The organism is Afifella sp. H1R (genome assembly GCF_021462425.1).
In the GTDB taxonomy this organism is placed as follows: Bacteria; Pseudomonadota; Alphaproteobacteria; order Rhizobiales; family Afifellaceae; genus Afifella; species Afifella aestuarii.
This window is the reverse complement of the sequence record NZ_JAKEDY010000003.1, coordinates 461179-484427: the sequence shown is the minus strand read 5'-3', so window position 1 is coordinate 484427 and position 23249 is coordinate 461179. Positions and strand designations below refer to the sequence as shown.

The window sequence follows — 23249 nt, the reverse complement described above, 5'->3', positions numbered from 1 at the left end:
ATTTACAAATCAGAGCGGCCGTGGGACAAGAGCTATCCGGCGGCAGAGCCGCTTCGGCGGCCAGAGCGCCTATTGATGGAGGACGCCCTCGTGAAGGGATCTCGATTGCTTGCCGTGCCAGGCGCCCTCGCCATCTTTCTGGCCGGGGCGCTTCCTGCTGCCCCCGCGGCGGCAGAGCTGAAGGCCGTCACCACCTTCACGATCATCGCCGACATGGCGCAGAACGTCGCTGGCGATGCAGCGGAGGTTCAATCGATCACCAAGCCCGGCGCGGAGATCCATAATTATCAGCCGACACCGCGCGATCTTCTGCGCGGGCGCGATGCCGACCTCGTTCTGCGCAACGGGCTCAATCTGGAACTCTGGTTTGAACGCTTCCTCGCCAATCTCGGCGACGTCACCAACGTCGTCGTCTCCGACGGCGTGGAGCCGATGAGCATTTCGCAGGGGCCCTATAACGGCAAGCCAAACCCGCATGCCTGGATGTCGCCGACGAGCGCCCTCGTCTATGTCGACAATATCCGCGACGCCTTCGTGGCCGCAGATCCGGACAATGCCGCGACCTACGAAGCGAATGCCGCGGCCTACAAAGAGAAGATCCAGGCGGTGATCGCGCCGATCCAGGCCGAGCTTGAAAAAATTCCCGACGACAAGCGCTGGCTCGTCACCAGCGAGGGCGCGTTCAGCTATCTCGCTCGCGATTTCGGCCTCAAAGAACTCTATCTCTGGCCGATCAACGCCGACCAGCAGGGCACGCCGCAGCAGGTGCGCGCCGTCATCGACGCCATCAATGAGCACGACATCGCCTGCATCTTCAGCGAAAGCACCGTCTCCGCCAAGCCGGCCGAGCAGGTCGCGCGCGAGACCGGTGCCACCTATGGCGGCGTGCTCTACGTCGATTCCTTGAGCGACGAGAACGGGCCGGTGCCGACCTATCTCGACCTTCTGCGCGTCACCTCCGACACGATCGCAAAGTGCCTCGTCCCATGATGATGTCGTCCGACCCGCTCAATCCGCGCCCAGACCCCGCGCCGGCGCCGGACGACCCTTCGGGCATCGCTGTCCGCCATGCCACCGTCACCTATCGCAACGGCCACACCGCCTTGCGCGACGCGAGCTTCGAGATCCCGACCGGCACCATCACAGCCCTCGTCGGCGTCAATGGCAGCGGAAAATCCACCCTCTTCAAGGCGATCATGGGCTTCGTGCCGGTCGCCGGCGGCTCGATTTCCGTGCTTGGCGGCAGCGTCGAGGCGGCACTGAAAAAGAACCTCGTCGCCTATGTGCCGCAGAGCGAAGAGGTGGACTGGAATTTTCCCGTTCTCGTCGAAGACGTCGTCATGATGGGCCGCTACGGACGCATGAATTTTCTGCGCCGGCCGAAGCGCGCCGATCACGACGCGGTTGCGTCCGCGCTTGCGCGCGTCGGCATGAGCGATTTCCGCAAGCGCCAGATCGGCGAACTATCCGGCGGCCAGAAGAAGCGGGTCTTCCTCGCCCGCGCGCTCGCTCAGGACGGGCGCGTCATCCTCCTCGACGAGCCGTTTACGGGCGTCGACGTCAAGACGGAGGACGCCATCATCGCGCTCCTGCGCGATCTGCGCACGGAGGGACGGGTGATGCTCGTCTCCACCCATGATCTCGGTTCGGTGCCGGAATTCTGCGATCGGGCCGTCCTCGTCAAAGGCACAGTGCTCGCCTCCGGGCCGACGGGCGAGATCTTCACGCGCGCCAATCTGGAACGCACTTTTGGCGGCGTCCTGCGCCATTTCGATCTCGCCGCCACCGATCAGGGCCGACCGATCGGGATGATCTCCGACGACGAGAAACCCTTCCTCGTCTATGGCGAGCGCGACGAGGCCTCGCCGCCGACGAAGGATGCGGAGCGGCCATGAGCCAGCTTCTGGAACCCTTCGCCTATCAGTACATGGTCAATGCCATGTGGGTGAGCGCGCTCGTCGGCGCCACCTGCGCCTTCCTCTCCGCCTATCTCATGTTGAAGGGCTGGTCGCTCATCGGCGACGCGCTCTCCCATTCCATTGTTCCGGGCGTCGCCGGCGCCTATATGCTGGGCCTGCCCTTCTCCTTCGGCGCCTTTCTCTCCGGCGGGCTCGCGGCCGGCGCCATGCTCTTCCTCAATCACCGCACCAAGCTGCGCGAAGACGCCATCATCGGCCTCATCTTCACGTCCTTCTTCGGGCTCGGCCTCTTCATGGTGTCGCTGTCGCCGGCTTCCGTCGACATCCAGACGATCGTGCTCGGCAACATTCTGGCGATCACGCCCGCCGACACGATGCAGCTCGTCATCATCGCCGCGGTGTCGCTCACCATCCTCATCACCAAATGGAAGGATCTGATGGTGGTGTTCTTCGACGAGAACCATGCCCGCTCGATCGGCATCAATCCGGGACTGATGCGGCTCGTCTTCTTCACGCTGCTGAGCGCTTCCACCGTCGCTGCGCTGCAGACAGTCGGCGCCTTCCTGGTCATCGCCATGGTGGTGACGCCGGGCGCCACGGCCTATCTTCTGACCGACCGCTTCCCCCGCCTCATCGCACTCAGCGTCGCGATCGGGGCCACGACGAGTTTCGTCGGCGCCTATGCGAGCTATTTTTTGAACGGCGCCACCGGCGGCATCATCATCGTTCTGCAGACGCTGATCTTCCTCATCGCCTTCGTCGTGGCGCCCAAGCACGGGCTTCTCGCTGCAAAGCGCCGGGCTCGCGAGGCGCTCCGGGAAGATGCCGAGACGTGCGAGCCGCATGCTCTGGCGGAACTGCAGCCGGGAGACCCGGCATGAACGCGCTCGATCTCGCCGTCCTACCCTTCGCCCTGCCCTTCATGCGCGAGGCGATGCTGATTGCGGTTCTCGTCGCGGTCCCCTCGGCGCTGTTGTCGTGTTTTCTGGTGCTCAAGGGCTGGTCGCTGATGGGCGACGCCATCTCGCATGCCATTTTTCCGGGCGTCGTGCTCGCCTATCTCGCCGGCCTGCCGCTCGTCGTCGGCGCCTTCGCCGCCGGCATGACTTGCGCCATCGCCACCGGCTATCTCAGCCAGAATTCCCGCATCAAGCAGGACACGATCATGGGCATCGTGTTTTCCGGCATGTTCGGCTTCGGCCTCGTCCTCTACACGAAGATCCAGAGCGAGGTGCATCTCGACCATATTCTGTTCGGCAACATTCTGGGCGTGCTGCCCTTCGATCTGTGGCAGAGCGCGGCGATCGCTCTTCTCACCGTCGCCATCATCGCCGCCAAATGGCGCGACCTTCTCCTGCACGCCTTCGATCCGCAGCATGCCCGCGCCATCGGGCTCCCCGTGGGGCTCATGCATTACGGGCTTCTCGCCATCCTGTCCTTGACGATCGTCGGCGCGCTCAAAGCAACAGGCATCATTCTGACGATCGCGCTTTTGATCGCGCCCGGCGCCATCGCCTTCCTCGTCACGCGCCGTTTCGGGCCGATGATGCTGGTGGCTGTGTCGCTGTCGGTCGTCTCCGCATTCCTCGGCGTCTATGCGAGCTTCTTCATCGACAGCGCCCCGGCGCCGACGATCGTGCTCCTGCTCGCCGCCTGTTTCGTCGTGGTTTTTCTAGCGACGACGTTGTCGTCGCGATTGCACAGCGCGAGCGCCAGCACCCGCACCGAGCCGCACAATCCCGCCTGATCGGCAGGACCCGAACGAATTCGGGCGGCGCCAGCGCCCCATCGCGAAGCGCAAGAGCCGCCCGAAAATGTTAGCTCATTCAGGAATGCGGCGCACGGCGCCCTTGTCGGCGCTCGTCGTCAACGCTGCATAGGCCTTGAGCGCCGTCGTCACCTGGCGCTTGCGCGGCTTTGCCGGCTTCCAGCCCGCCTTGTCCTGCTCGGCGCGCCGGCTTGCGAGCTCCGCATCGTCCACCATCAGATTGATGGTGCGGTTCGGAATGTCGATCTCGATCGTATCACCGTCGCGCACGAGGCCGATCGCGCCGCCCTCCGCAGCTTCGGGCGAGGCATGGCCGATCGACAGGCCCGACGTACCGCCGGAAAAACGCCCGTCGGTGACCAGCGCGCAGGCTTTGCCGAGGCCTTTCGACTTCAGATAGCTCGTCGGATAGAGCATCTCCTGCATGCCGGGTCCGCCGCGCGGTCCCTCGTAGCGGATGACCACGACATCGCCGGCGGCAACCTTGTTCGACAGGATCGCATGCACGCTCTCGTCCTGGCTTTCGAAGACCCGCGCCGGGCCTGAGAATTTCAGGATCGATTCGTCAACACCCGCCGTCTTCACAATGCAGCCGTTGAGCGCGATGTTGCCCTTCAAGACGGCAAGACCGCCATCCTTGGAGAAGGGATGCTCGGCATCGCGGATGACGCCCGCCTCTCGGTCTAGGTCGAGCTCCTTCCAGCGATTGTCCTGACTGAAGGCTTCCTGGCTCGGCACGCCACCGGGCGCGGCACGGTAGAATTCCGTGACGGTTTCTGAGGCTGCACGCCGCACATCCCAGCGCTCGATCGCATCGCCGAGCGTCTCCGCATGGACGGTCGCCACGTCGCGGTTGATCAGCCCCGCCCGGTCAAGCTCGCTCAGGATCGCCATGATGCCGCCAGCGCGGTGGACGTCTTCGACATGCACGTCGTTCTTGGCGGGCGCCACCTTGCACAGGACCGGCACATGCCGCGACAGGCGGTCGATGTCGTCCATGGTGAAGTCGACCTCGCCTTCCTGGGCGGCCGCCAGGATGTGCAGGACGGTGTTGGTGGAACCGCCCATGGCGATGTCGAGCGCCATGGCGTTCTCGAACGACGCCTTGGTGGCGATGTTGCGCGGCAGGACGCTCTCGTCGTCCTGCTCGTAGCAGCGCTGCGCGAGGTCGACGATCAGATGCCCCGCCTCGACGAAGAGCCGGCGGCGATCGGCATGGGTCGCAAGTGTCGTACCGTTGCCGGGCAGGGACAGGCCCAGGGCTTCCGTCAGGCAGTTCATGGAGTTGGCCGTGAACATACCCGAGCACGACCCGCAGGTCGGGCAAGCGGAGCGCTCGATGACCTGCACATCCTCTTCGCTGACGCGGTCGTCGGCCGCCGCCACCATCGCGTCGATCAAATCAAGCGATTGCGACTTGCCGTCGAGCACCACCTTGCCGGCTTCCATCGGGCCGCCAGAGACGAAGACGGTCGGAACGTTGAGGCGCATCGACGCCATCAGCATGCCGGGGGTGATCTTGTCGCAATTGGAGATGCACACCATCGCATCGGCGCAATGCGCATTGACCATATATTCCACGGCATCGGCGATAAGCTCGCGCGACGGCAGCGAATAGAGCATGCCGTCATGGCCCATGGCGATGCCGTCATCGACGGCGATCGTGTTGAATTCCTTGGCAACGCCCCCCGCCGCCTCGATCTCGCGGGCCACGAGCTGGCCGAGATCTTTGAGGTGCACATGGCCCGGTACGAACTGCGTGAAGGAATTCACGACGGCAATAATCGGCTTGCCAAAATCGTTGTCCTTCATGCCGGTGGCGCGCCAGAGGCCGCGCGCGCCGGCCATGTTTCGTCCATGGGTGGTTGTGCGTGAGCGATAAGAGGGCATTGGTTTTTGGTATTCCTTCTGGCCTTGTGAGGCCGGTGGCACGACAACAATGGGCAAGGCCGGATCGGCCCGTCGCGCCACGGCACGGATCCGCGAAAGGCGGACCGGTCCAGCTAATAAGCGTCCCCGCCCGGCTCGGCAACGCCCTGAGCGCAAAAGGACAAACTCGGGGCAGCATAGAGGCTTGCGGCCCCACTCGGTCGCTCGCGCCGCATTCGCACGAACAGGCGCCCCTGCCCGTCATCTTCGTGCACCTCGCCGCGCAGCGAATTCCACAAGCTCGCACGCATTCAGACCAGAATTGCACCGCGCCGAATTTTTAGGCTTGCAACTGGTATACCAGTCAGCCAGTCTGAAGCTCATGGCAGTTTCCTTCGAGTTCGAGCGTGATCGCGCCTATAGCCGCCTCGTCGATTTGATCTTCGGGGGCAGCTTCGAGGCGGATCACCCTTTGTCGGAGCGTAAGCTCGCCCAGCAGCTCGGGATCGGCCGTATGCCGGTGCGCGACGCGTTGCGCCAGCTCGAGCAGGAAGGCGTCGTGGAGGTGAAGCCGGCGCGCGGAACCTTCATCCGCAAACTCTCGGCGGCCGACATCAGCGACATCTACGAGCTGCGCGAGGCGCTCGAATGTCTCGCCACACGCCGGGCGGCCGAGCGCGGGCCGAGCCTCGCTTTGACCTCATGCGGAAAAAAGATGCGCATCATGGCGCGCGATCCCTCCGCCTTCACCTCGCGCGAGATCGACGACGTCGGCACCGACTTCCACGACGCGCTCATCCAGTCTTCCGCCAGCGCCCCTCTTGCCGAGATGGTGCGCCTGATGCGCATGCGATTCCGCCTGGCATTCCACCTGCCGCGGTACTTCGCACACGCTCTCGTCCAGGAAATCCTGGTCGAGCACATCACGATCTTCGAAGCGATCGTGAACCGCCAGCCCGAGGAAGCCGCCGAACTGATGCGCAGACATCTGAAGCGTGGCCTCGAGATCCGCCTGGAGCTCGATCGGGCACCCGGAACAGACACAACCAAAGACAAGACAAGAGGCACAGAGAACATATGATGAAGCACCTATTTGCCGGCGGGCTTCTCGTCGGCGCCATCTCCGCCGCCGGCCTTCAGACGCCGGCCATCGCCGGCACCCTCGACGACGTGAAGGCCAACGGCGTCGTCACGTGCGCCGTCAACGGCAGCCGGCCGGGCTTTTCCTCCGTCGACAGCCAGGGCGCCTGGCAGGGTCTCGACGTCGACACCTGCCGCGCCATCGCCGCCGCCACCCTCGGCGATGCGAGCAAGGTCAAGCTCCTCAAGACCAACAATCAGACGCGTCTCACCGCCCTCCAAACCGGCGAAGTCGACGTCACCGTCGCCAACACCACCTGGACGCGCGGCCGTGACACCGATCTCGGCCTCGATTTCGTCTCGCCGACTTTCTATGACGGCCAGGGCCTGATGGTGCCGAAGGAACTCGGCGTCACCAGCGTTCCCGAACTCGACGGAGCGAGCGTGTGCGTGCGCCCTGGCTCCACCTCCGAGCGCGTCGTCTCCGACATCCAGAAGAAGTACGGCATCTCCCTGCAGCTCGTGGTGATCGAGGATCAGAAGGAGATCAACACGGCCTTCTTCGGCGGACGCTGCGACGTTGCCGTGCAGTCCTCCTCCGGCCTCTCCTCAACGCGTGCTGCCGTCGCCCCCAATCCGGACGATTACGTCATCCTGCCCGAGCTCTTCGGCAAGGACCCGATGGGACCGGTCGTGCGGCAGGACGATCCGCAATGGCGCGACATCGTGCAGTGGACCGTCTTCACGCTCTTCCAGGCCGAAGAGAGTGGCGTCACCTCCGAAAACGTCGATGAGATGAAGGAAAGCAGCGACGACGCGGCCGTGCGCAGGCTGTTGGGCGTCGACAAGGCCGGAGGCGACGGGCTCGGCCTTGAGCCGGACTGGGCCTACAACGTCATCAAGCAGGTCGGCAATTACGGCGAAGTCTTTGACCGCAACGTCGGCAAGGGCTCTCCCTTGAAGCTCGATCGCGGCCTCAACGCCCTCTACACCGACGGCGGCCTCATCTACTCGCCGCCCCTGTGAGCTCACGTGTGAGATCGCTTGTGAGATCGATGCGACCGAGGTCATGACCCACATTCCCTCGACAACTGGAGAGAGCGCGGTGCCTTTCTGGCGCCAGCCGCGCTCTCGCGCCATCGCCTGGCAGGCGCTGCTTCTCGCGGCGCTTGCCGCCCTCGGCATCTGGCTCGTGCTCAACGCGCGCCAGGCGCTGATCGACCGTGGCATGACCTCTGGTCTCGGCTTTCTCTTCGACGAGACGCAGTTCGCACTCGGCGAAGCCTTCTTCAGCTTCACTTCGGGTGACACCTATCTGAAGGCCTTCGCCGTCGGCCTCGGCAACACGGTGTTGCTGTCGGCCGTCAGCATCCTCACGGCCAGCGTCATCGGCGCGATCGTCGGCTTCGCACGGCTTTCGCCGAACGCGCTCGCAAGCAGCCTTGCGCGTGCCTATGTCTACGCCTTCCGCAACACGCCGCAGCTCGTCCAGATCGTCTTCTGGTACACCTTCTTCACGCTGTTTCCGGCCGCACGCCTGTCCTGGTCCTTCTTCGACTTCGTCTTTGCCTCCAACCGGGGGCTCACCATCCCGGCGCCGGAGAACATGACGGCATTCACCGCGGTCGCGGCAGCCTTCCTCGCCGGCTGCGCTCTTGCCTGGCGGGTGGCGCATCTCGCCGACCGTCGCCGCCGGCGCACCGGGCAGAAATGGAAGTCCGCAAAGCCGGTCCTTCTCGCCACCATCTTCGTGCCTGCGCTCCTCGTCTGGCTCGCCTTCGGGATGCCGCTCGCCTGGTCGATCCCGGAACTGAAAGGCTTCAATTTCGCCGGCGGCATAACGCTGTCGCCGGAATTCCTCGCCATCTATTTCGGCCTCTCCTTCTATATCGCCGCGTTCATCGCCGAGATCGTCCGCGGCGGTCTCCTCAGCGTCGATTCCGGACAGATCGAGGCGGCCAACGCCATCGGCCTCACCCGCATCGACCTTTATCGCCGCGTGGTCGCGCCACAGGCGCTGCGCGTCATCATCCCGCCGCTCGCGGCGCAATATGTGAGCCTCTTGAAGAACTCCTCGCTCGGCGTGGCCGTCGGCTACCCGGATCTCTTCTCCGTCTCCAACACCATGCTCACCTATTCCGGCCGCACCATCGAGGTCCTGTGCATCATGGCGGCCGTCTATCTCGCCTTGTCGCTGGCGATCGGCGCGGTCGCGAACTTCGTCAACGGCTTCGTACAGATCCCGGAGCGCTGAGATGACGGAAGCACCAGCCTCCTACGCAAAGATCGGCGGCGCGCCGGCGCGTCTGCCGCCCCTGGGCAGCACGGGTTTTCTCGCCCGCCTGCACAAGCGCTATTTCGCATCGCCCTTGATGAGCGTCGTGACGGTCGTGCTTGCCGCGATCACCGTCTGGGCGCTCACCGGCCTCTTCCGCTGGGCCATCTGGGACGCCGTCTGGTACGCGCCGGAGGGCGCCGCCTGCCGCGATGCGGCCGGGGCCTGCTGGGCGGTGATTGCCGAAAAATATCGTGTCATGCTCTTCGGCGCCTTCCCGTACGCGGAGCAATGGCGGGGCGGCGTCATCATCGCCCTTTGGCTCGTCTGGGGCGTCTTGACGGCGACCAACCTCTTCGCCGTGTCGCTGCGCCTTCTCGGCTGGCTCGTCGTCTTCATAGCCACGATCGCACTCCTGCAGGGCGGCATCTTCGGCATGCCGCATGTCGGAACGGATCTCTGGGGTGGGCTTCCCCTCACCTTCCTGATCTTCGGCGGCACCGTCGCCGGCGGACTGCCGCTTGCCATCCTGCTCGCACTCGGACGCCGCTCGCAGCTGCCCGCGATCCGCTTCCTGTCGGTCGCCACCATCGAATGCGTGCGTGGGATCCCGCTTCTCGTCGTCCTGTTCTTCGCCGCGCTCATCCTGCCACTTTTTCTGCCCGACCAGCTCAATGTCGATAAGCTCGTGCGGGCAGAGATTGGCATGATCATCTTCTTCGCGGCCTATGCCGCAGAGGTTGTCCGCGGCGGCCTGCAGGCCCTGCCGGACGGACAGGAGGAAGCCGCCAAGGCGCTGGGCCTCCGCTACTGGCAGCGCATGCGCAAGATCGTGCTGCCGCAGGCGCTCGCGATCTCCATTCCGGCACTCTTCAACGACATCATCCGCGCCTTCAAGAACACGACCTTCTTCTCCATCCTCGGCCTCTTCGACGTGCTCGGCGCGACCAAGGCCGCCCTGCAAGATCCGAACTGGGTACGCTACGGGCTCGAAGGCTATCTCTTCGTCTTCCTGCTCTACTTCCTCATCTGCTCCGGCATGTCGCTTTACGGCCGGTCCCTGGAACAGGCCAACGCCCGGCGCGGCCGCAAGGTGGAACGCTAACGATGACGGCTCAAAAAAACCTGGTCGTCACCATGCAGGCGGTCAACAAATGGTTCGGCAAGCACCACGTGCTGCGCGATGTCTCGATTGGGCTCGCGAGCGGCGAGCGCATCGTCCTGTGCGGACCGTCGGGCTCCGGCAAATCGACGCTGATCCGCTGCATCAACGGGCTTGAGAGTTTTCAGGAAGGCACGCTCACCGTTTGCGGCTCGACGCTCGACGGCACACCGGAACGGCTCGCAGAGGTGCGCCGGCACACCGGCATGGTGTTCCAGAACTTCAATCTCTTTCCCCACCTCTCCATCATGGACAATCTCACGCTCGGCGCGATCTATGCGCGCGGCGAGCCGGAAGATGCGGCGACCGAGCGAGCCAAGGGGCTGCTCGAGCGCGTCCAGCTGACCTCGCAGACGTGGAAATATCCCGGCCAGCTTTCCGGCGGCCAGCGTCAGCGCGTGGCGATCGCCCGCGCTCTCATGCTGGAGCCGGAAGTGATGCTCTTCGACGAGCCGACATCGGCGCTCGACCCTGAAATGGTGCACGAGGTTCTCGACGTCATGGAGGAGCTCGCACAATCCGGTCAGTCGATGATCGTCGTCACGCACGAGATGGGTTTTGCCCGTCGCGTCTCCGATCTCGTCGTCTTCATGGATCAAGGCGAAATCGTCGAAGCGGCCCCGCCAGAGACCTTTTTCTCCGCCCCCGCCACCGACCGCGCTCGCGGTTTCCTCGGCCAGATCTCCCACGCGACCTAGGACTTCAATGAACGATCCGAATGCCGAAGCCGGCCTCGTCGGCGAACACCCCTCGCCCCTTCTTCTTGCCGACGGCACGCCGAACTGGCGGAAAATCCGTGGGCTCTTCCCGGCGACGGAGAAGATCGCCTACCTCGACATCGCCCGCAAAGCCCTGCTGCCGGCTTTGGCGGAAGAGGCTGCGTATGAATGGTTCGCCGACATCGCCTCCTCCGAGGCCGGCCGCCATTCCTTTTCCATGGACGGTGTGGAGGCGACCCGTCGCCAGGTCGCAGCGACCTTCGGGGCCGCCCCCGAGACGATCGCACTCGTCAAAAACACCTCCGAAGCGATCAATATCGTGGCGCAGGGCTTCGACTGGCGCGACGGCGACAATCTCGTCATCTCCGAGGCGGAACACGAGAACAACACCTTTCCCTGGCGCCCGCTTGCCCATCGCGGCATCGAGGTGCGCGTCGTCCCGGCCGACCCCTCCGGCATGGTGACGACGGAAGCCCTCACGGCCGCCGTCGATGCACGCACCCGCATCCTTTCGGTCGCGTGGGTGGCCTACGGTCTCGGCCAGCGCGCCGACCTCGACGCCTTGTCGGCATTCTGCCGGGCGCAGGACATCCTCTTCGTCGTCGATGCGATCCAGGGGCTCGGCGTCCTCGACCGACGGCTCGACGATTTCGGTGCGGATGTCGTCGCCGCCGGCGGTCACAAGGCGCAGATGAGCGTCACCGGTGCCGGGCTCATGTATGTGGCGCCGCGGGCGCTCAAACGTTTCCAGCCTCCCTTTGCCGCGAAATACTCTTTCGACACGCTCGACCGCACGGTCGCCGATCCGGCCTACGCGCCGGATGCGCATCGCTTCGAATATGGCAATCCGAACTTTCTCGGGCTCGCCATTCAGCGCCGTTCGGCGGAATTCATCGCCGCCATCGGCCTCCACGCGATCGAAGAGCGGGTGCACACGCTCACCGACCTCGTCATTGAGGGGGCCGACCGCATCGGCGTCGAAGTGCGCACGCCCCGGCCCTGGCATGAACGCGCCGGGATCGTCAGCCTCGATCTCGGGGGCGTTTCCGCCGACGCGATGGAGACGGAACTTGCCGCGGAAGGTATCCGCGTTGCCGCGAAAGACGGGCATCTGCGCGCCGCTGCGCATTTCTACAACAACGAGGAGGACGTCGCGCGCCTGTTCGACCGCCTCCAGCACCATTTGAGCAAAGCCAGACAATGACTTCTGCGACCTCCGCGACATCCGCGATCGCCATCGACCTCGTCTCCGACACGTCCACCCGCCCGAGCCGCGACATGCTTGCCCGGATGATGGCGGCTGAAACGGGAGACGAGCAGCGCGGCGAGGATCCGACGGTTCTTCAGCTTTGCGAACGGATCGCCGACCTTCTCGGCATGGACGACGCGCTCTTTCTGCCATCGGGGACGATGTGCAACCAGATCGCCTTCCTCGTCCATTGCCGGCCGGGCGACGAGATCATCGCAGCCGAGAACGCCCATGTCTTCGGCTCTGAAGGGGCCGGCGCTTCCGCGCTTGCTGGCGCGCAATTCCACACCATCGCCACGCCGAACGGCATCTTCGATGCGGCCGCCGTGGCGGCGCATATTCGCGCGCCGCGGATGCGCCGTCCGCGCAGCCGGGTTGTCGCGGTCGAACAGACGACAAACCGTGGCGGCGGTGCGGTCTGGTCCGTCGACGAGCTTGCCGCCATCGTCGCGCTCGCCCGCGAGCATTCGCTTGCCGTGCATATGGATGGCGCGCGCCTCTTCAACGCCGTCGTCGCCGCCAACACGCCTGCGAAGGCTTTCACCGCCGGCTTCGACAGCGCCTGGATCGATCTGTCCAAAGGCCTCGGTTGTCCGGTGGGCGGCGTCCTCGCCGGCTCGAAAGACTTCATCGCCGAAGCCTGGCATTGGAAGCACCGGCTCGGCGGCGCCATGCGCCAGTCCGGAATCCTCGCCGCGGCCGGGCTCTACGCCCTCGACCACAATGTCGATCGCCTCGCCGAAGACCATGCCAATGCAAGGCTCTTCGCCGACATCGTGCGCGGCCTCGATGGCGTGACCCTCTCCCCGGAGAATGTCGTCACCAATATCCTGTTTCTGGAGCTCGATGAGAGGCTCGATGCCGGCGACATCGCGGCATGGCTGAAGGAGCGTGGAATCCGCATCGGCGTCGAAGGTCCGCGCCGCATGCGCGTCGTCACGCATCTCGACGTGACGCGCGACGGTGTCGAGCGCGCCGGCCAGGCGTTTGGGGAGATCGTGCGGACGATGCTCGGCTGAGCGCAAGAGGCGCTCAGAACGGGCTTTTCGGGCAGTAATTCTCCTGGAAATGGGCGAATGCCTGGCGGATTTCGTCTTCGCTCGCCGCGACATATCCGAAGCGGTTGCCGTCGAAATGTTCGCAGGCATGGCCCTTCTGCGGCTCGCAGCGCTCCACATCCGCGCCGACGACATCGATCGAGATCATTCCCGGCGGCGTCGGGTTCTCGTCATGGCGGACCTCAAGATCGTGCGCGCCGGAAAAATCGTATTTCATCGTCACGACCGTGCCGTTGCCGCGAATCTTAAGGTCGTAGCGGCAGGCCGTGACCTGTTTGAGCTCGTAATCGAGCGACATCTCATAGGTCTTGTCGGGCCCAAAGGAGCGTGTGTATTGGAAGCGCCAGACGCCTTCCTTGGTCGTCGGCGTGACGGTGCGCACCGCCTCATCCTCATCGACAACACGCTTCGCCTCGCCGCCCGGCCGCACACCGGCCAGCAAGAATTCCACCGTCGCCTCCGCCGATTGCGCCTGCGCGGTGCCGATCAGTCCGGCGAGCGCCAGAGCCGCGAGCGCGAACCGGCCTGCCAGCCGCAGGCTCGGCCTCTTCGCAAGATCGTGCATGTGCATCAAACCTCCATCTCTGACGGCAGGCATAGCACGCGCGTGTCGCGGCCTCACTCGGTCGTAGCGTCGCCATGGGAGGGAGGATCTACGCAGGCTGGTCCCAGAAGACGTTGCGGTCGAAGAAATTCTTCAAGAAGCGCATGAGGCGCGGATTGTCCTGGCTCAGCAGAACCTCACGCGGCGGGCCTTCGGCCGCGATCACACCCTCGTCTATGAAAGCAATGCGGTCGGCAACCTGCGCGGCAAAGCCCATTTCGTGCGTGACCACGGCCATGGTCATGCCTTCGTCTGCGAGATCGCGCATCACCTGCAGAACCTCGCCGACAATCTCCGGGTCGAGCGCCGAGGTCGGCTCGTCGAAGAGGATGATGTGCGGCTCCTTGGCGAGCGTGCGGGCGATGCCGACGCGCTGTTGCTGGCCGCCGGAGAGCTGGGCGGGATATTCGTCGAGCTTCGCGCCGAGCCCGACCTTTTCCAGCGCCGCCGCCGCGCGCTCGCGCGCCTCCTTGCGGCCGAGGCCGGCTGCAAGCGTCAAAGGCTTCGCCACATTCTGCAGCGCCGTCATATGCGGCCACAGATTGAAATGCTGGAACACGAAGCCGACATTCCTGCGCACCTCGGCGATCTGGCGGTTGTTCGCCGGAAGGCGTTTCTCCCCCTTTTCGACATAGCCTAGAAGGCGCCCTTCGATTTCCACCCGGCCGCAATCGTAGCTTTCAAGGAAAGCCATGCAGCGCAACAGCGTGCTCTTTCCCGATCCGGAGGGGCCGATGATGCAGGTCACCTCGGAACGCCGGAGCGCCAGGGACACGCCCTTCAACACCTCAAGCTCACCAAACTTCTTCGTGAGACCCGAGACCTTGATGATCGGTGTGCCGGCGGATGGGGCCGTGTCGCGTGTCATGAGGTTCCTTTCATCGCGCCAGATAGCGCCCCGCCCGACGTTCCGCCCAACGTCCGAGCGTGGTCACGCATTCCAGGAGGATCCAGTAGAAGGCAGCGAGCGCGAACAATGTCTCGCTGAAGGCGTAGGTCGATGAGCCGATGCCTTGCAGAACCGCCGTCACGTCCGGGATCGAGATGACTGAGAGAAGCGCCGTCTCCTTGGTCAGGATGACGAGGAGGTTCACGATCGAGGGCAGGATGATCAGCATCATCTGCGGCAATTGAATGTGCTGGACGATCTGGAGATGCGAGAGCCCCGACATGCGCGCGGCCTCGATCTGGCCATGCGGCACGGACTGGAAGCCCGCCCGAAAGATCTCGACGAACTGGGCACTGCCGTAAAGCGTGAGCCCGATCGCCCCGGCCTGGATCGGGCTCAGCATGAGGCCGATCGACGGGCCGCCGTAATAGAGCAGGAAGAGCTGTATGAGGAACGGCGTGCCGCGGAAGATGGCGACATAGGCGGCGACGAGCCGATAGGCAGGGCGGCCGGCATAGACCTGAAGGACCGCGAGAGTGAGACCGAGCACGAAGCCCATCACCGAGCCGGCAACCCACAGTTCGAGCGTCAGAACAATGCCGTTGCGTATTTCGACTGCATGATCAGTGAGGACGGAAAAGTCGAACATCAGCGTCGCCCCTGCAGGCTCAGCCGACGCTCCAACACACCGCCGAGCCGCGCCACCGAAAAGGTGATGACGAAATACATGGCACCGGCCATCAGATAGACGGGCAACGGTTGGTAGGTGCTGGAGGCGACGTTCTGCGCCGCGCGAGTCAGATCGAGCACGCCAACGACGGAGATGAGCGACGACGCTTTCACCATGTTGACGACTTCATTGAGGAGCGAGGGCAGAGTCAGGCGCACGGCCTGCGGCACTTCGATATAGAGAAGGATCTGCCAGCCCCTGAGGCCTGCCATCTGGGCGGCCTCCACCTGGCCCGGTGAAATGCCGAGAAAGCCGCCGCGCAGGATCTCCGCCATATAGGCTGCGGTGCACACCGCAAGTGTCAGAAGCGCCGACAGCATCGGCGAAATGTTCACTCCGACAAGCGGCAGGCAGTAATAGGAGATGAGGAGCTGAACGAGAAGCGGGATGCCGCGCAGGAGGCTGACATAAAAGGTGCCGGCAGCAAACAGAAGCGGCGACTTCGATAGCCGCATCGCGCACACGCCGACGGCAATGACGAAGCCGATCGCGACAGACCCGGCGGCGTAGAAAATCGTCGCTTCGGCGCCCCGGATAAGCACCGGCAACGCCTCAACCACGATCGGCGGCACGAAATCAGGCATGAGCGGATCCGGGTCGGCTGAAAGGTCGGACGAGGGAAAAGCCTGAAGTCACTGCAGCCTCCCTCGCTCCAGCGCGCCTGCGGCCCACGGCCATTTGCCAGCGAGCCGCGGCAGTTCGCACCGAAGCGTCCCTTCAGGCCGTTACGGGGTCGGGACTTCCGTCGGGAGCTCGACCGGCTGACCAAACCATTTCGTCTGTATTGTCGCCATGCGGCCGTCCTTCTCGATCGTCAGCAGCGCCTCATCGAGCGCGTCGAGAAGTGTCTTGGAATCCTCATCCTTGCGTCCGAGGAAACTTGAGTAGTGAAGTTCGCCAAAGCCCGGCAGCACGACTTCGAAGACGCCCGGACGCTGCGCGGCGGTATAAAGGACGTTCGTAGAGCCGTTGGCGACACCGTCGAGACGCCCGGCCGCGAGGTCAGCGTAGGCCTGGCTGTAGTCGACATATTCTTTAATCGTCGGCGCCGGATCGAGCGTTTCGGCATAAGCCTTGAGGTCGGTCATCGGATTGGCCGCGCGCTGGGCGCCGATCGTCAGGCCCGCGATATCGGCGGACTTCATGATCTTTTCCGTGCCCTTCCGCTTCATGATCGAGGTCTGGCTCTGATCGATCGGGATGAGAAAGCGAAAGCGCTTCTGCCGCTCGGCCGTGATGGCGGCGGGACCGGCGACGACGTCATATTTGCCCGCTTCGAGCCCCGGCAGCACGCTCGACCAAGGCAGGTCGGTATAAGCGATCTCAAGGCCGAGTTCCTTGCCAAGCTCGGCAAAGATATCGACGTTGTAGCCAACATGCTCGCCGCCTTTGATGAAGTCATAGGGCGGAAACTGCTCTTCCGTCGCCACTTGCAACACACCGGCTGCCTTGGCTCTCTCCAGAGCGTCTTGAGCATTGGCCGCACCCACGGCCGTGAAGGCGAAGAGCAGAGCAGAAATGCCTGCCGAGGCTAACGAGCGGAACATCAATCTTCCCCAAGGCTGAATTGGCTTTTATATTGTCTATACAATTTAGATGACGTTGGTCGGTCAAGCGCGAATGGTGTGCAAACCTACGCCCAAAAAACAGGCGACTCGTTCACCATGCGACGTCCCGTCCACCCCGTCAGAGCCAAATCAGGCGGGCATCTCTTTCAGACAAGCCAATGGCCGCCCAGAGGGCGGCCATTCCGGGGAAATTCAGCTCCGTGTCAGGCCGCCGCAGCGCCCGTAAGAGCCTCACCCGTCGCATCTTCCGATGTGAAACGAAGCTGCGAGTAAATTGCCTTGGGCTGATTGTAATATTTCGCCCATTCGCGATCGCCGAACGAAAAATGCCACCATTCACCATCGAAGGGGGCGAAGCCGGCGCGCAGCATGCAACACCTGAGAAGCTGACGGTTGCGCCAAGCCTCCTTGGCGATGAAGGGCGAAAACGTATAGGTGTCCATCGCGTATTCGGCGACTTCGGTACCCATCGGCAGCTTTTCGACGCTCGAATCCTTGATCCGGACGTCGACCGCACCGCCCGTCGGATGGCCAGCCACCTCGGGTACCGCAGAAAAGCGGTGAACCGCCTCCTTCAATGCGGTTCCGGAGAGCGTCGGATCCTCTTTGAGCAGACGTTCCTTATGCGCTTCGAATTTGGCATGCTGGATGTCGAGATGGCGATAGCCGTAAACCACCTCCAGAGAACAGCCGGGCAGAATGCTCTTCAGCTCCTGCTGCGCCCGCTCCAACATCGGCACGAGGCCTGACCGCACGTAGATGTTTTCGCCGGTATAGGCCGTCATGCGCCTGTCGGTAATGAAGACCTTCCCGGAAAAGCCATCTCCGATGGCGACCATCGCCTCACCATTGTCCTCGACGGGCACGGCGGCGAGCTCTTCATACGTCAGGAACTGGTTCTCAAGCGCAGCATATAAGGCAGTATTCTCGGACATCTCACAATCACTCCGTCAGGTGCATGGCACGGCCCGTCTCCCGCACAGGCCTGCAACGGCCGAAGACGATCCAGGCGGCCATCCCAAGAGCAGTCGGTGCCGAGACGCAGCGCCGATCGGCCGGCGCTCTTTTGTATAGACTAATCAGCCCGCGCTGATCCTGTCCAGTCACTGGAGGCAGGTGACGTAAATGCGTGCCGCCCAGCGGGCCTGGCGAGCTCGCGCCTCGATCTGGGCAGCTCGTCGACAGCAATAGGGCGCGGAGGAAGCGAAAGCAGGCAGGCAGGCAGCCCTCCACCTAATGCCCCGGCGTCGGCGCGGGCCATGTCGGGACAGGGCGTCTGTGGGGGCAACACCGCTCGTCTCGACGAACCAACCCGCGCCAACCTCTTAGCACACCGGAGAGGACGAAAAGAGGCCCCTCCGACATCTTCGCAGGACCTTGCTTCAGGCGCGAAGCGCTGTGCAGGTGCGGGCAATACGGCTCGCTGCTTCCATCAGCCTGTCGTCGTCAACGGCAAAGCTCAGCCGCACATAACCAGGCGCCCCAAAGGCCGAGCCCGGAACCATCGCCACCTCACCCTCTTCCAGGATGACGCGGGTGAAGTCGGCATCGGTCTCGATCTTCGTGCCAGCCGCAGAGGTCATGCCGAGGAATTTCTGGCATCCGGCGAGAATATAAAACGCACCGTCGGGCGCCTCGCAGGTGAGGCCGGCTTCGACCAGTTTCGGCAGAACGAGGTCGCGGCGCCGGCGATAGACGGCGCGGTGGCTCTCGAGATGATCTTGCGGGCCTTCGAGCGCCGCGAGCGCTCCAGCCTGACTGATCGAAGAGGCGCAGGAGGTGCTTTGCGACTGCAGCTTGCGCACTTCGCGCATCACCTCGGCCGGGCCCCCGCCATAGCCGAGCCGCCAGCCGGTCATGCAATAGGCCTTGGAAACGCCGTTGACGGCGACCGTGCGCTCCAGAAGCCGCGGCTCCACCGCAGCGATCGAACGGAACGACGTCTCGCCGAAAACGATGTGCTCGTAGATGTCGTCGCTCAAAACGCCGACATGCGGATGGTCCAGAAGCACATCGGCGAGCGCTCGCAGATCGGCCTCGCCATAGACCGCGCCGGTCGGGTTGCAGGGCGAGTTGAGAACGAGCCAGCGGGTCTTTTCGGTGATCGCGGCTTTTAGCGTTTCGGCGGACAGCTTGAAGCCGTCTTCCGCCCGACATTCGACGACGACGGGCGTGCCTTCTGCGATCCGGACCATGTCGGGATAAGAGACCCAATGCGGCGCCGGGATGATGACCTCGTCACCGGCATCGAGCGTCGCCAGAAGCACGTTGAAGATCACCTGCTTGGCGCCGGTCCCGACAACGATCTGATTGGCCGCGAAATCGAGCCCGTTCTCGTCCTTGAACTTGCGGATGACGGCGGCCTTCAGCTCCGGCGTGCCATCGACATTCGTGTAACGCGTCTTGCCGGCGGCCATCGCCGCGCTCGCCGCGCGGACGATATGCTCGGGCGTATCGAAATCCGGCTCACCCACCGACAGATTGATGATGTCGCGGCCGGCCGCCTTGAGCTCACGCGCACGGGCGGAGGCGGCGCTGCTCGCCGAAGGCAGAACAGCGGCCATACGAGAAGAAATCTTGTTCATGAATTCTCTCTGGATGCTTGAGGAAGGAGCGATGCGCGCACGGCTAGCTTGCAGCCTGCTCGCGCTTTTTCTGCTGTCTGCGCGCGAAGATCGGATAGGCGAGCGTCAAGACGATCAGCGCCATGATCGCGTAGGAGAGTGGGCTCGTGAAAAAGATCATCCAGTCGCCGCCGGAGATCTGCAGCGAACGGCGAAGGTTGGTCTCCAGGATCGGACCGAGCACGAGCGCGATGACGAGCGGCGCGCCGGGAATACGCCAGCGCTCCATGAAATAGCCGAGGACGCCGAAGCCGAGCACCAGCCAGACGTCGAAGAGGCTGTTGCGCAGCGCATAGGAGCCGATGACGCTGAAGACGATGATCGTCGGTCCGAGCACGGCGCTCGGCACCTTGACGACGCGCGCCACCCAGGGCGCCGCGAACAAGCCCAAGGCCGCGAAGGCGAGGTTCGCCAGGAAGAGCGACAAGATCAGGGTGTAGACGATCTCTGCGTGATCGGTGAAAAGCCGCGGCCCCGGCACGAGACCATGGATGGTCAATCCGCCGATGAAGACCGCGGTGACGGCGTTGCCCGGAATGCCGAGCGTGAGCGCCGGCACGAGCGAGCCGCCGGTCACGGCGTTGTTGGCTGCCTCGGGCGCCGCGACGCCCTCGATTTCACCCTTGCCGAAGGCTTCCGGCGTCTTGGAGCGCCGGCGCGCCTCGTCGTAGCTGATGAAGGCGGCGACGCTGGTGCCGGCTCCCGGGAGAATGCCGATCGCGGAGCCGATGAGGGAGGATTTGAAGAGCGTGCGTCCGCAGCGCCGGATGACCGACCAGGCGGGCAGCGTCCGGCCCTTCGTCTTGATCATATTGCCGGCGCCGATATCGGCCTCGCCCGTGCACAGCGAGATCGCCTGCGAGACGGAGAAGATGCCAATGAGGGCCGGAAGCAGCGGCACGCCTTCGAAGAGTTCGTCCTGGCCGAAGGTGAGCCGCGGATATCCGGTGAAAAGATCGAAGCCGACCGTCGCCAGCAACAGCCCCAAAGCGGCGCTGATGAAGGCTTTCGTGGGATTGCCACCCGAGACGCCGAGGATCGAGATCATCCCGAAGATCGTCAGATAGACGTATTCCTGCGGCCCGAAGAGGAGCGCCAGACGCGACAGCGGCGGTGCCACGAAGAGAAGGACGCAGACGGAGAATACGCCGCCGATGAGGGAGGCCACCAGCGCCATGCCGATCGCCTGCGCTCCCTCCCCGCGCTGGGCCATCGGATAACCGTCGAAGGTCGTGGCGATGGAGGCGTCGGTGCCGGGCGTGCGCAACAAAATGGCGGTGATCGAACCGCCGAAGACCGAGCTCGTATAGATCGCTCCAAGGAGCACGAGCGCGTTCGCCGGATCCATCCCGAAGGTGATAGGAATGCAGAGCGCGACGCCCATCGTGGAGGACAGGCCCGGCAACGCGCCTACGAACAGCCCGACCACGGTGCCGATCGCCAGGACCAGCAGGGTCGAAGGGTCGAAAATATTGGCGGCTGCCGCGAGGATCGCTTCCATACGCTCAGTTCCGTCGGGATCAGGGATTAAAAATAAGCGGCGAGCGGACCGACCGGCGTCGGAACCGCGAGAAGCAGCGAGAAGATGACGTAGATCAGCCCGGTCATGGCAACGGCCACGGCTAGTCCCACCGGTCGGCTCAACTCCGAGCGAAGCGCGAAGAAGACGGCGAGATAGACAAAGGTCGCCGGATAAAAGCCGATCCACGGCATCGCGACGGCGAACACTCCCGTCAGGACCACCACTTCCACGAGCGGCAACCAGACGCGCTTCGGCGCTTCGTCGGTTTCAGAGCCTTCCTCTGTAACCTCGCCCGTCACCTTGCGCGGACGCAGGCTCGAGACGAAGAGAACGGCACCGCCCAGAAAGAGCGCAGCGCTCATCAACAGAGGAAAGAGCGCCGCGCCCCGCTTGAGGCCGTAGACGTCCCAGGCGGCGAAGGCTGCGATCGCCATGACGGCGATCGCTATCCATGTATCGCGTTTCATTGCGCCTGAAATTGCCAGAAGCTTACTGCCACGGGCTTTCGGCCCAGAGCTTCTTATAGCCCTCGTCCTGCTCCTGCATGAAGGCGCGATAATCGTCACCCACCAGGACGTCGAGAGGCATGTTGAGCTTCTTCAGGTCGGCCTGAAAATCAGGATCTTCGGTCACCTTGACCATCGCATCCCGCAGCTTGGTGAGCGCATCCTCGTCCATGCCCTTCGGTGCGCCGAGGCCACGCGAGGAAGAGGCGACGATGTTGTAGCCGAGTTCCTTGCCGGTCGGGGTATCCGGCAGATCCGCATTGCGCTTTGAATCCCACACGACGAGCGGCTTCAGCTGACCGTCCTCGACGAGTTCCACCTGCTCGGAGACGTTGCCTTCGATGGCATCGATATGGCCGCCCATAAGCGCGGCTTTGGCTTCGGCATCGCCGTTGAAGGCAACCAGATTGAATTCGACGTCGGCTTCACTTTCCAGCTGCAGAACCGCCAGATGATCGCCGCCGCCGACGCCTTCGTGGCTGACGGTGAGCGTCTTTTCCTTCGCCGCCGCAAGGAAGTCCTCGAGGGAGGCGTAATCGGAGGTGCCGGCCACCGCGAGCACACCCGGATCGGTCACGATATTGGCGACGTAATCGAAGGTGTCGATGTTGAAGGTCACATCAGGACGCACGATCGGGCTCGTCAGAATGCCGGAATTGATCCAGCCGATCGTGTAGCCGTCGGGCTTGGCGCTGGCGATCGCGGCAAAGCCGATCTGGCCGCCGGCGCCCGGCCGGTTCACGACCACCATCGGCTGGCCGAGATACTTTTCGCCATACTCGGCGATGAGACGCGCGAGAACGTCGGTGCTGCCGCCCGCGCCGTAAGGCACGATCATCTCGACCGGCTTCTCAGGATATTCCGCATAGGACGGAGAGGCGAAAATGGCGAGCGAGGAGGCCGCGAGGGCCAAAGCCGCCAGACTGGACTTGAGGTGCATAAGAGTTCCTTTCCTCTTGAATATGCTCATGGACGACCGCTTTTGCGGATCTTTTTGCGCCGGAGGAGATCTTCGATCACTTCCAGCGGGGCCTGGGAGGCGAGCGCAGCTTCCTGATCGCGCTCGAGCTGCTCGATATCCGCGATCTCGACGAGAACGGCGTCGATGAAATCCTGCGGAATGACGACGACGCCGTCGGCATCGGCGACGAGATAATCACCGGGGCAGACGCGCGCGCCGGCACATTCCACCGGAACGTCGACATCGACGAGAACGATGGCCGGGGGGCGGGCCGAGATACCGCGCGTGAAGACCGGGAAATCCATTTCACGGATGAGGGCCGCGTCACGCGCCAGAGAATCGGAAACGATGCCGCCGAGCCCCTGGAAGAAGGCTGCATGAGCCACGTTCTCGCCCAGGATCCAGGTGTTGGCGCAACCTGTATCGAGCACGAGAATACGTCCCTCAGGCGTGCTGCGGATGGCGGAATAGATGTTGGTCTTGGCTTTGGTCGCGCCGGTCTTCGGAGCGTATTTGACGGTGCGGGCCCGCCCGACCAGCCGGTTCGCCTCGCCGAGCGGGAGGACGCCGTCCATCCAGCCGCTCAGGCCGAGACGCACGAGGGCATCGGTCACCGCGCCCGACTCGACACTGCGCAGGCGCTCTAGGATTTCCACTTCGGTCCAGCTGCTTTCCGTCATTTTCCGGTTATCGCCTCTCACATCGTCATGGGAGCGTCTTTGCTCCTCATTATTAGCGTAATTCCA

At 63.8% G+C, this 23249-nt stretch carries 23 protein-coding genes; 11 read left to right on the top strand and 12 right to left on the bottom strand.

All coding sequences use genetic code 11. From position 1 onward, the window contains the following. Window positions 1–75 precede the first annotated feature (75 nt). The 4 genes from L0F51_RS19360 to L0F51_RS19345 are packed head-to-tail and all read left to right on the top strand — an operon-like array spanning window position 76 to window position 3666. Window positions 76–990, top strand: coding sequence for a metal ABC transporter substrate-binding protein (locus L0F51_RS19360; protein ID WP_234630784.1), 915 nt, complete (start codon window positions 76–78; stop codon window positions 988–990). Further along, entirely contained in the window at window positions 990–1895 is a 906-nt protein-coding gene (locus L0F51_RS19355) for a manganese/iron ABC transporter ATP-binding protein (protein WP_370642463.1), read from the top strand. Before L0F51_RS19360 ends, L0F51_RS19355 begins: the two co-directional genes overlap by 1 nt. Continuing rightward, the gene (locus tag L0F51_RS19350; protein WP_234630783.1) at window positions 1892–2800 is read left to right on the top strand and encodes a metal ABC transporter permease; all 909 of its coding nucleotides are present in this window, start codon (window positions 1892–1894) and stop codon (window positions 2798–2800) included. Before L0F51_RS19355 ends, L0F51_RS19350 begins: the two co-directional genes overlap by 4 nt. After that, entirely contained in the window at window positions 2797–3666 is an 870-nt protein-coding gene (locus L0F51_RS19345) for a metal ABC transporter permease (protein WP_234630782.1), read from the top strand. Before L0F51_RS19350 ends, L0F51_RS19345 begins: the two co-directional genes overlap by 4 nt. A gap of 75 nt (window positions 3667–3741) precedes the next feature. Here L0F51_RS19345 and ilvD read toward each other — a convergent pair whose 3' ends face one another. Continuing rightward, on the bottom strand, window positions 3742–5577 hold the full coding sequence (gene ilvD, locus L0F51_RS19340) for a dihydroxy-acid dehydratase (RefSeq protein WP_234630781.1): 1836 nt from the start codon (window positions 5575–5577) through the stop codon (window positions 3742–3744). A 361-nt stretch (window positions 5578–5938) separates the two neighbouring features. On the opposite strand from ilvD, the gene L0F51_RS19335 reads away from it, so the two are divergent. From L0F51_RS19335 to L0F51_RS19305, 7 genes are read left to right on the top strand one after another with little or no spacing between them, the layout of a single operon-like run. Beyond that, on the top strand, window positions 5939–6637 hold the full coding sequence (locus tag L0F51_RS19335; protein ID WP_234630780.1) for a GntR family transcriptional regulator: 699 nt from the start codon (window positions 5939–5941) through the stop codon (window positions 6635–6637). Next, window positions 6634–7662 carry an amino acid ABC transporter substrate-binding protein gene (locus L0F51_RS19330; protein WP_370642456.1) on the top strand — a complete coding sequence of 343 codons (1029 nt, stop codon included), beginning with the start codon at window positions 6634–6636 and terminating at the stop codon, window positions 7660–7662. Before L0F51_RS19335 ends, L0F51_RS19330 begins: the two co-directional genes overlap by 4 nt. A 43-nt stretch (window positions 7663–7705) precedes the next feature. After that, window positions 7706–8890: an amino acid ABC transporter permease gene (locus tag L0F51_RS19325; RefSeq protein WP_234630779.1), complete on the top strand. Its 1185-nt coding sequence runs from the start codon at window positions 7706–7708 to the stop codon at window positions 8888–8890. 1 nt (window position 8891) lies between these two features. After that, the gene (locus tag L0F51_RS19320; protein ID WP_234630778.1) at window positions 8892–10016 is read left to right on the top strand and encodes an amino acid ABC transporter permease; all 1125 of its coding nucleotides are present in this window, start codon (window positions 8892–8894) and stop codon (window positions 10014–10016) included. Window positions 10017–10018: 2 nt separating this feature from the next. Next, window positions 10019–10771, top strand: a complete 753-nt coding sequence (locus L0F51_RS19315) for an amino acid ABC transporter ATP-binding protein (protein ID WP_128293037.1) — start codon at window positions 10019–10021, stop codon at window positions 10769–10771. 7 nt (window positions 10772–10778) lie between these two features. Continuing rightward, window positions 10779–11996 carry an aminotransferase class V-fold PLP-dependent enzyme gene (locus L0F51_RS19310; RefSeq protein ID WP_234630777.1) on the top strand — a complete coding sequence of 406 codons (1218 nt, stop codon included), beginning with the start codon at window positions 10779–10781 and terminating at the stop codon, window positions 11994–11996. After that, window positions 11993–13060, top strand: coding sequence for a low specificity L-threonine aldolase (locus L0F51_RS19305; RefSeq protein WP_234630776.1), 1068 nt, complete (start codon window positions 11993–11995; stop codon window positions 13058–13060). The genes L0F51_RS19310 and L0F51_RS19305 overlap by 4 nt, the downstream gene beginning before the upstream one ends. 13 nt (window positions 13061–13073) lie before the next feature. Here L0F51_RS19305 and L0F51_RS19300 read toward each other — a convergent pair whose 3' ends face one another. The 11 genes from L0F51_RS19300 to L0F51_RS19250 form a co-directional block, all read right to left on the bottom strand. Next, window positions 13074–13664 (bottom strand): hypothetical protein, encoded by a 591-nt coding sequence (locus L0F51_RS19300; protein WP_234630775.1) that lies wholly within the window; start codon window positions 13662–13664, stop codon window positions 13074–13076. 88 nt (window positions 13665–13752) lie between these two features. Beyond that, on the bottom strand, window positions 13753–14571 hold the full coding sequence (locus L0F51_RS19295) for an amino acid ABC transporter ATP-binding protein (RefSeq protein WP_234630774.1): 819 nt from the start codon (window positions 14569–14571) through the stop codon (window positions 13753–13755). Window positions 14572–14581: 10 nt separating this feature from the next. Beyond that, on the bottom strand, window positions 14582–15241 hold the full coding sequence (locus tag L0F51_RS19290) for an amino acid ABC transporter permease (protein ID WP_234630773.1): 660 nt from the start codon (window positions 15239–15241) through the stop codon (window positions 14582–14584). Continuing rightward, entirely contained in the window at window positions 15241–15906 is a 666-nt protein-coding gene (locus L0F51_RS19285; RefSeq protein WP_234630772.1) for an amino acid ABC transporter permease, read from the bottom strand. Before L0F51_RS19285 ends, L0F51_RS19290 begins: the two co-directional genes overlap by 1 nt. A gap of 141 nt (window positions 15907–16047) precedes the next feature. Further along, window positions 16048–16869, bottom strand: coding sequence for a transporter substrate-binding domain-containing protein (locus L0F51_RS19280; protein ID WP_234630771.1), 822 nt, complete (start codon window positions 16867–16869; stop codon window positions 16048–16050). 224 nt (window positions 16870–17093) lie between these two features. Beyond that, window positions 17094–17825 carry a M15 family metallopeptidase gene (locus tag L0F51_RS19275; RefSeq protein WP_234630770.1) on the bottom strand — a complete coding sequence of 244 codons (732 nt, stop codon included), beginning with the start codon at window positions 17823–17825 and terminating at the stop codon, window positions 17094–17096. A 447-nt stretch (window positions 17826–18272) separates the two neighbouring features. Next, window positions 18273–19475 (bottom strand): pyridoxal phosphate-dependent aminotransferase, encoded by a 1203-nt coding sequence (locus L0F51_RS19270; RefSeq protein WP_234630769.1) that lies wholly within the window; start codon window positions 19473–19475, stop codon window positions 18273–18275. A 43-nt stretch (window positions 19476–19518) separates the two neighbouring features. Next, complete coding sequence (locus tag L0F51_RS19265; protein ID WP_234630768.1) at window positions 19519–21015, bottom strand: tripartite tricarboxylate transporter permease; 1497 nt, start codon at window positions 21013–21015, stop codon at window positions 19519–19521. Between the two features lie 26 nt (window positions 21016–21041). Further along, window positions 21042–21503, bottom strand: a complete 462-nt coding sequence (locus L0F51_RS19260) for a tripartite tricarboxylate transporter TctB family protein (protein WP_234630767.1) — start codon at window positions 21501–21503, stop codon at window positions 21042–21044. 22 nt (window positions 21504–21525) lie between these two features. Next, window positions 21526–22482: a tripartite tricarboxylate transporter substrate binding protein gene (locus L0F51_RS19255; RefSeq protein WP_164879665.1), complete on the bottom strand. Its 957-nt coding sequence runs from the start codon at window positions 22480–22482 to the stop codon at window positions 21526–21528. Window positions 22483–22508: 26 nt separating this feature from the next. Further along, window positions 22509–23183, bottom strand: coding sequence for an RraA family protein (locus L0F51_RS19250; protein ID WP_234630766.1), 675 nt, complete (start codon window positions 23181–23183; stop codon window positions 22509–22511). Between the last annotated feature and the right edge of the window lie 66 nt (window positions 23184–23249).

Bases quoted from the DNA above. Each gene is read 5' to 3' on its own strand.
- L0F51_RS19360 (WP_234630784.1), top strand. From the start codon at position 76: ATGGAGGACGCCCTCGTGAAGGGATCTCGATTGCTTGCCGTGCCAGGC.
- L0F51_RS19355 (WP_370642463.1), top strand. From the start codon at position 990: ATGATGTCGTCCGACCCGCTCAATCCGCGCCCAGACCCCGCGCCGGCG.
- L0F51_RS19350 (WP_234630783.1), top strand. From the start codon at position 1,892: ATGAGCCAGCTTCTGGAACCCTTCGCCTATCAGTACATGGTCAATGCC.
- L0F51_RS19345 (WP_234630782.1), top strand. From the start codon at position 2,797: ATGAACGCGCTCGATCTCGCCGTCCTACCCTTCGCCCTGCCCTTCATG.
- ilvD (WP_234630781.1), bottom strand. From the start codon at position 5,577: ATGCCCTCTTATCGCTCACGCACAACCACCCATGGACGAAACATGGCC.
- L0F51_RS19335 (WP_234630780.1), top strand. From the start codon at position 5,939: ATGGCAGTTTCCTTCGAGTTCGAGCGTGATCGCGCCTATAGCCGCCTC.
- L0F51_RS19330 (WP_370642456.1), top strand. From the start codon at position 6,634: ATGATGAAGCACCTATTTGCCGGCGGGCTTCTCGTCGGCGCCATCTCC.
- L0F51_RS19325 (WP_234630779.1), top strand. From the start codon at position 7,706: ATGACCCACATTCCCTCGACAACTGGAGAGAGCGCGGTGCCTTTCTGG.
- L0F51_RS19320 (WP_234630778.1), top strand. From the start codon at position 8,892: ATGACGGAAGCACCAGCCTCCTACGCAAAGATCGGCGGCGCGCCGGCG.
- L0F51_RS19315 (WP_128293037.1), top strand. From the start codon at position 10,019: ATGACGGCTCAAAAAAACCTGGTCGTCACCATGCAGGCGGTCAACAAA.
- L0F51_RS19310 (WP_234630777.1), top strand. From the start codon at position 10,779: ATGAACGATCCGAATGCCGAAGCCGGCCTCGTCGGCGAACACCCCTCG.
- L0F51_RS19305 (WP_234630776.1), top strand. From the start codon at position 11,993: ATGACTTCTGCGACCTCCGCGACATCCGCGATCGCCATCGACCTCGTC.
- L0F51_RS19300 (WP_234630775.1), bottom strand. From the start codon at position 13,664: ATGCACGATCTTGCGAAGAGGCCGAGCCTGCGGCTGGCAGGCCGGTTC.
- L0F51_RS19295 (WP_234630774.1), bottom strand. From the start codon at position 14,571: ATGACACGCGACACGGCCCCATCCGCCGGCACACCGATCATCAAGGTC.
- L0F51_RS19290 (WP_234630773.1), bottom strand. From the start codon at position 15,241: ATGTTCGACTTTTCCGTCCTCACTGATCATGCAGTCGAAATACGCAAC.
- L0F51_RS19285 (WP_234630772.1), bottom strand. From the start codon at position 15,906: ATGCCTGATTTCGTGCCGCCGATCGTGGTTGAGGCGTTGCCGGTGCTT.
- L0F51_RS19280 (WP_234630771.1), bottom strand. From the start codon at position 16,869: ATGTTCCGCTCGTTAGCCTCGGCAGGCATTTCTGCTCTGCTCTTCGCC.
- L0F51_RS19275 (WP_234630770.1), bottom strand. From the start codon at position 17,825: ATGTCCGAGAATACTGCCTTATATGCTGCGCTTGAGAACCAGTTCCTG.
- L0F51_RS19270 (WP_234630769.1), bottom strand. From the start codon at position 19,475: ATGAACAAGATTTCTTCTCGTATGGCCGCTGTTCTGCCTTCGGCGAGC.
- L0F51_RS19265 (WP_234630768.1), bottom strand. From the start codon at position 21,015: ATGGAAGCGATCCTCGCGGCAGCCGCCAATATTTTCGACCCTTCGACC.
- L0F51_RS19260 (WP_234630767.1), bottom strand. From the start codon at position 21,503: ATGAAACGCGATACATGGATAGCGATCGCCGTCATGGCGATCGCAGCC.
- L0F51_RS19255 (WP_164879665.1), bottom strand. From the start codon at position 22,482: ATGCACCTCAAGTCCAGTCTGGCGGCTTTGGCCCTCGCGGCCTCCTCG.
- L0F51_RS19250 (WP_234630766.1), bottom strand. From the start codon at position 23,183: ATGACGGAAAGCAGCTGGACCGAAGTGGAAATCCTAGAGCGCCTGCGC.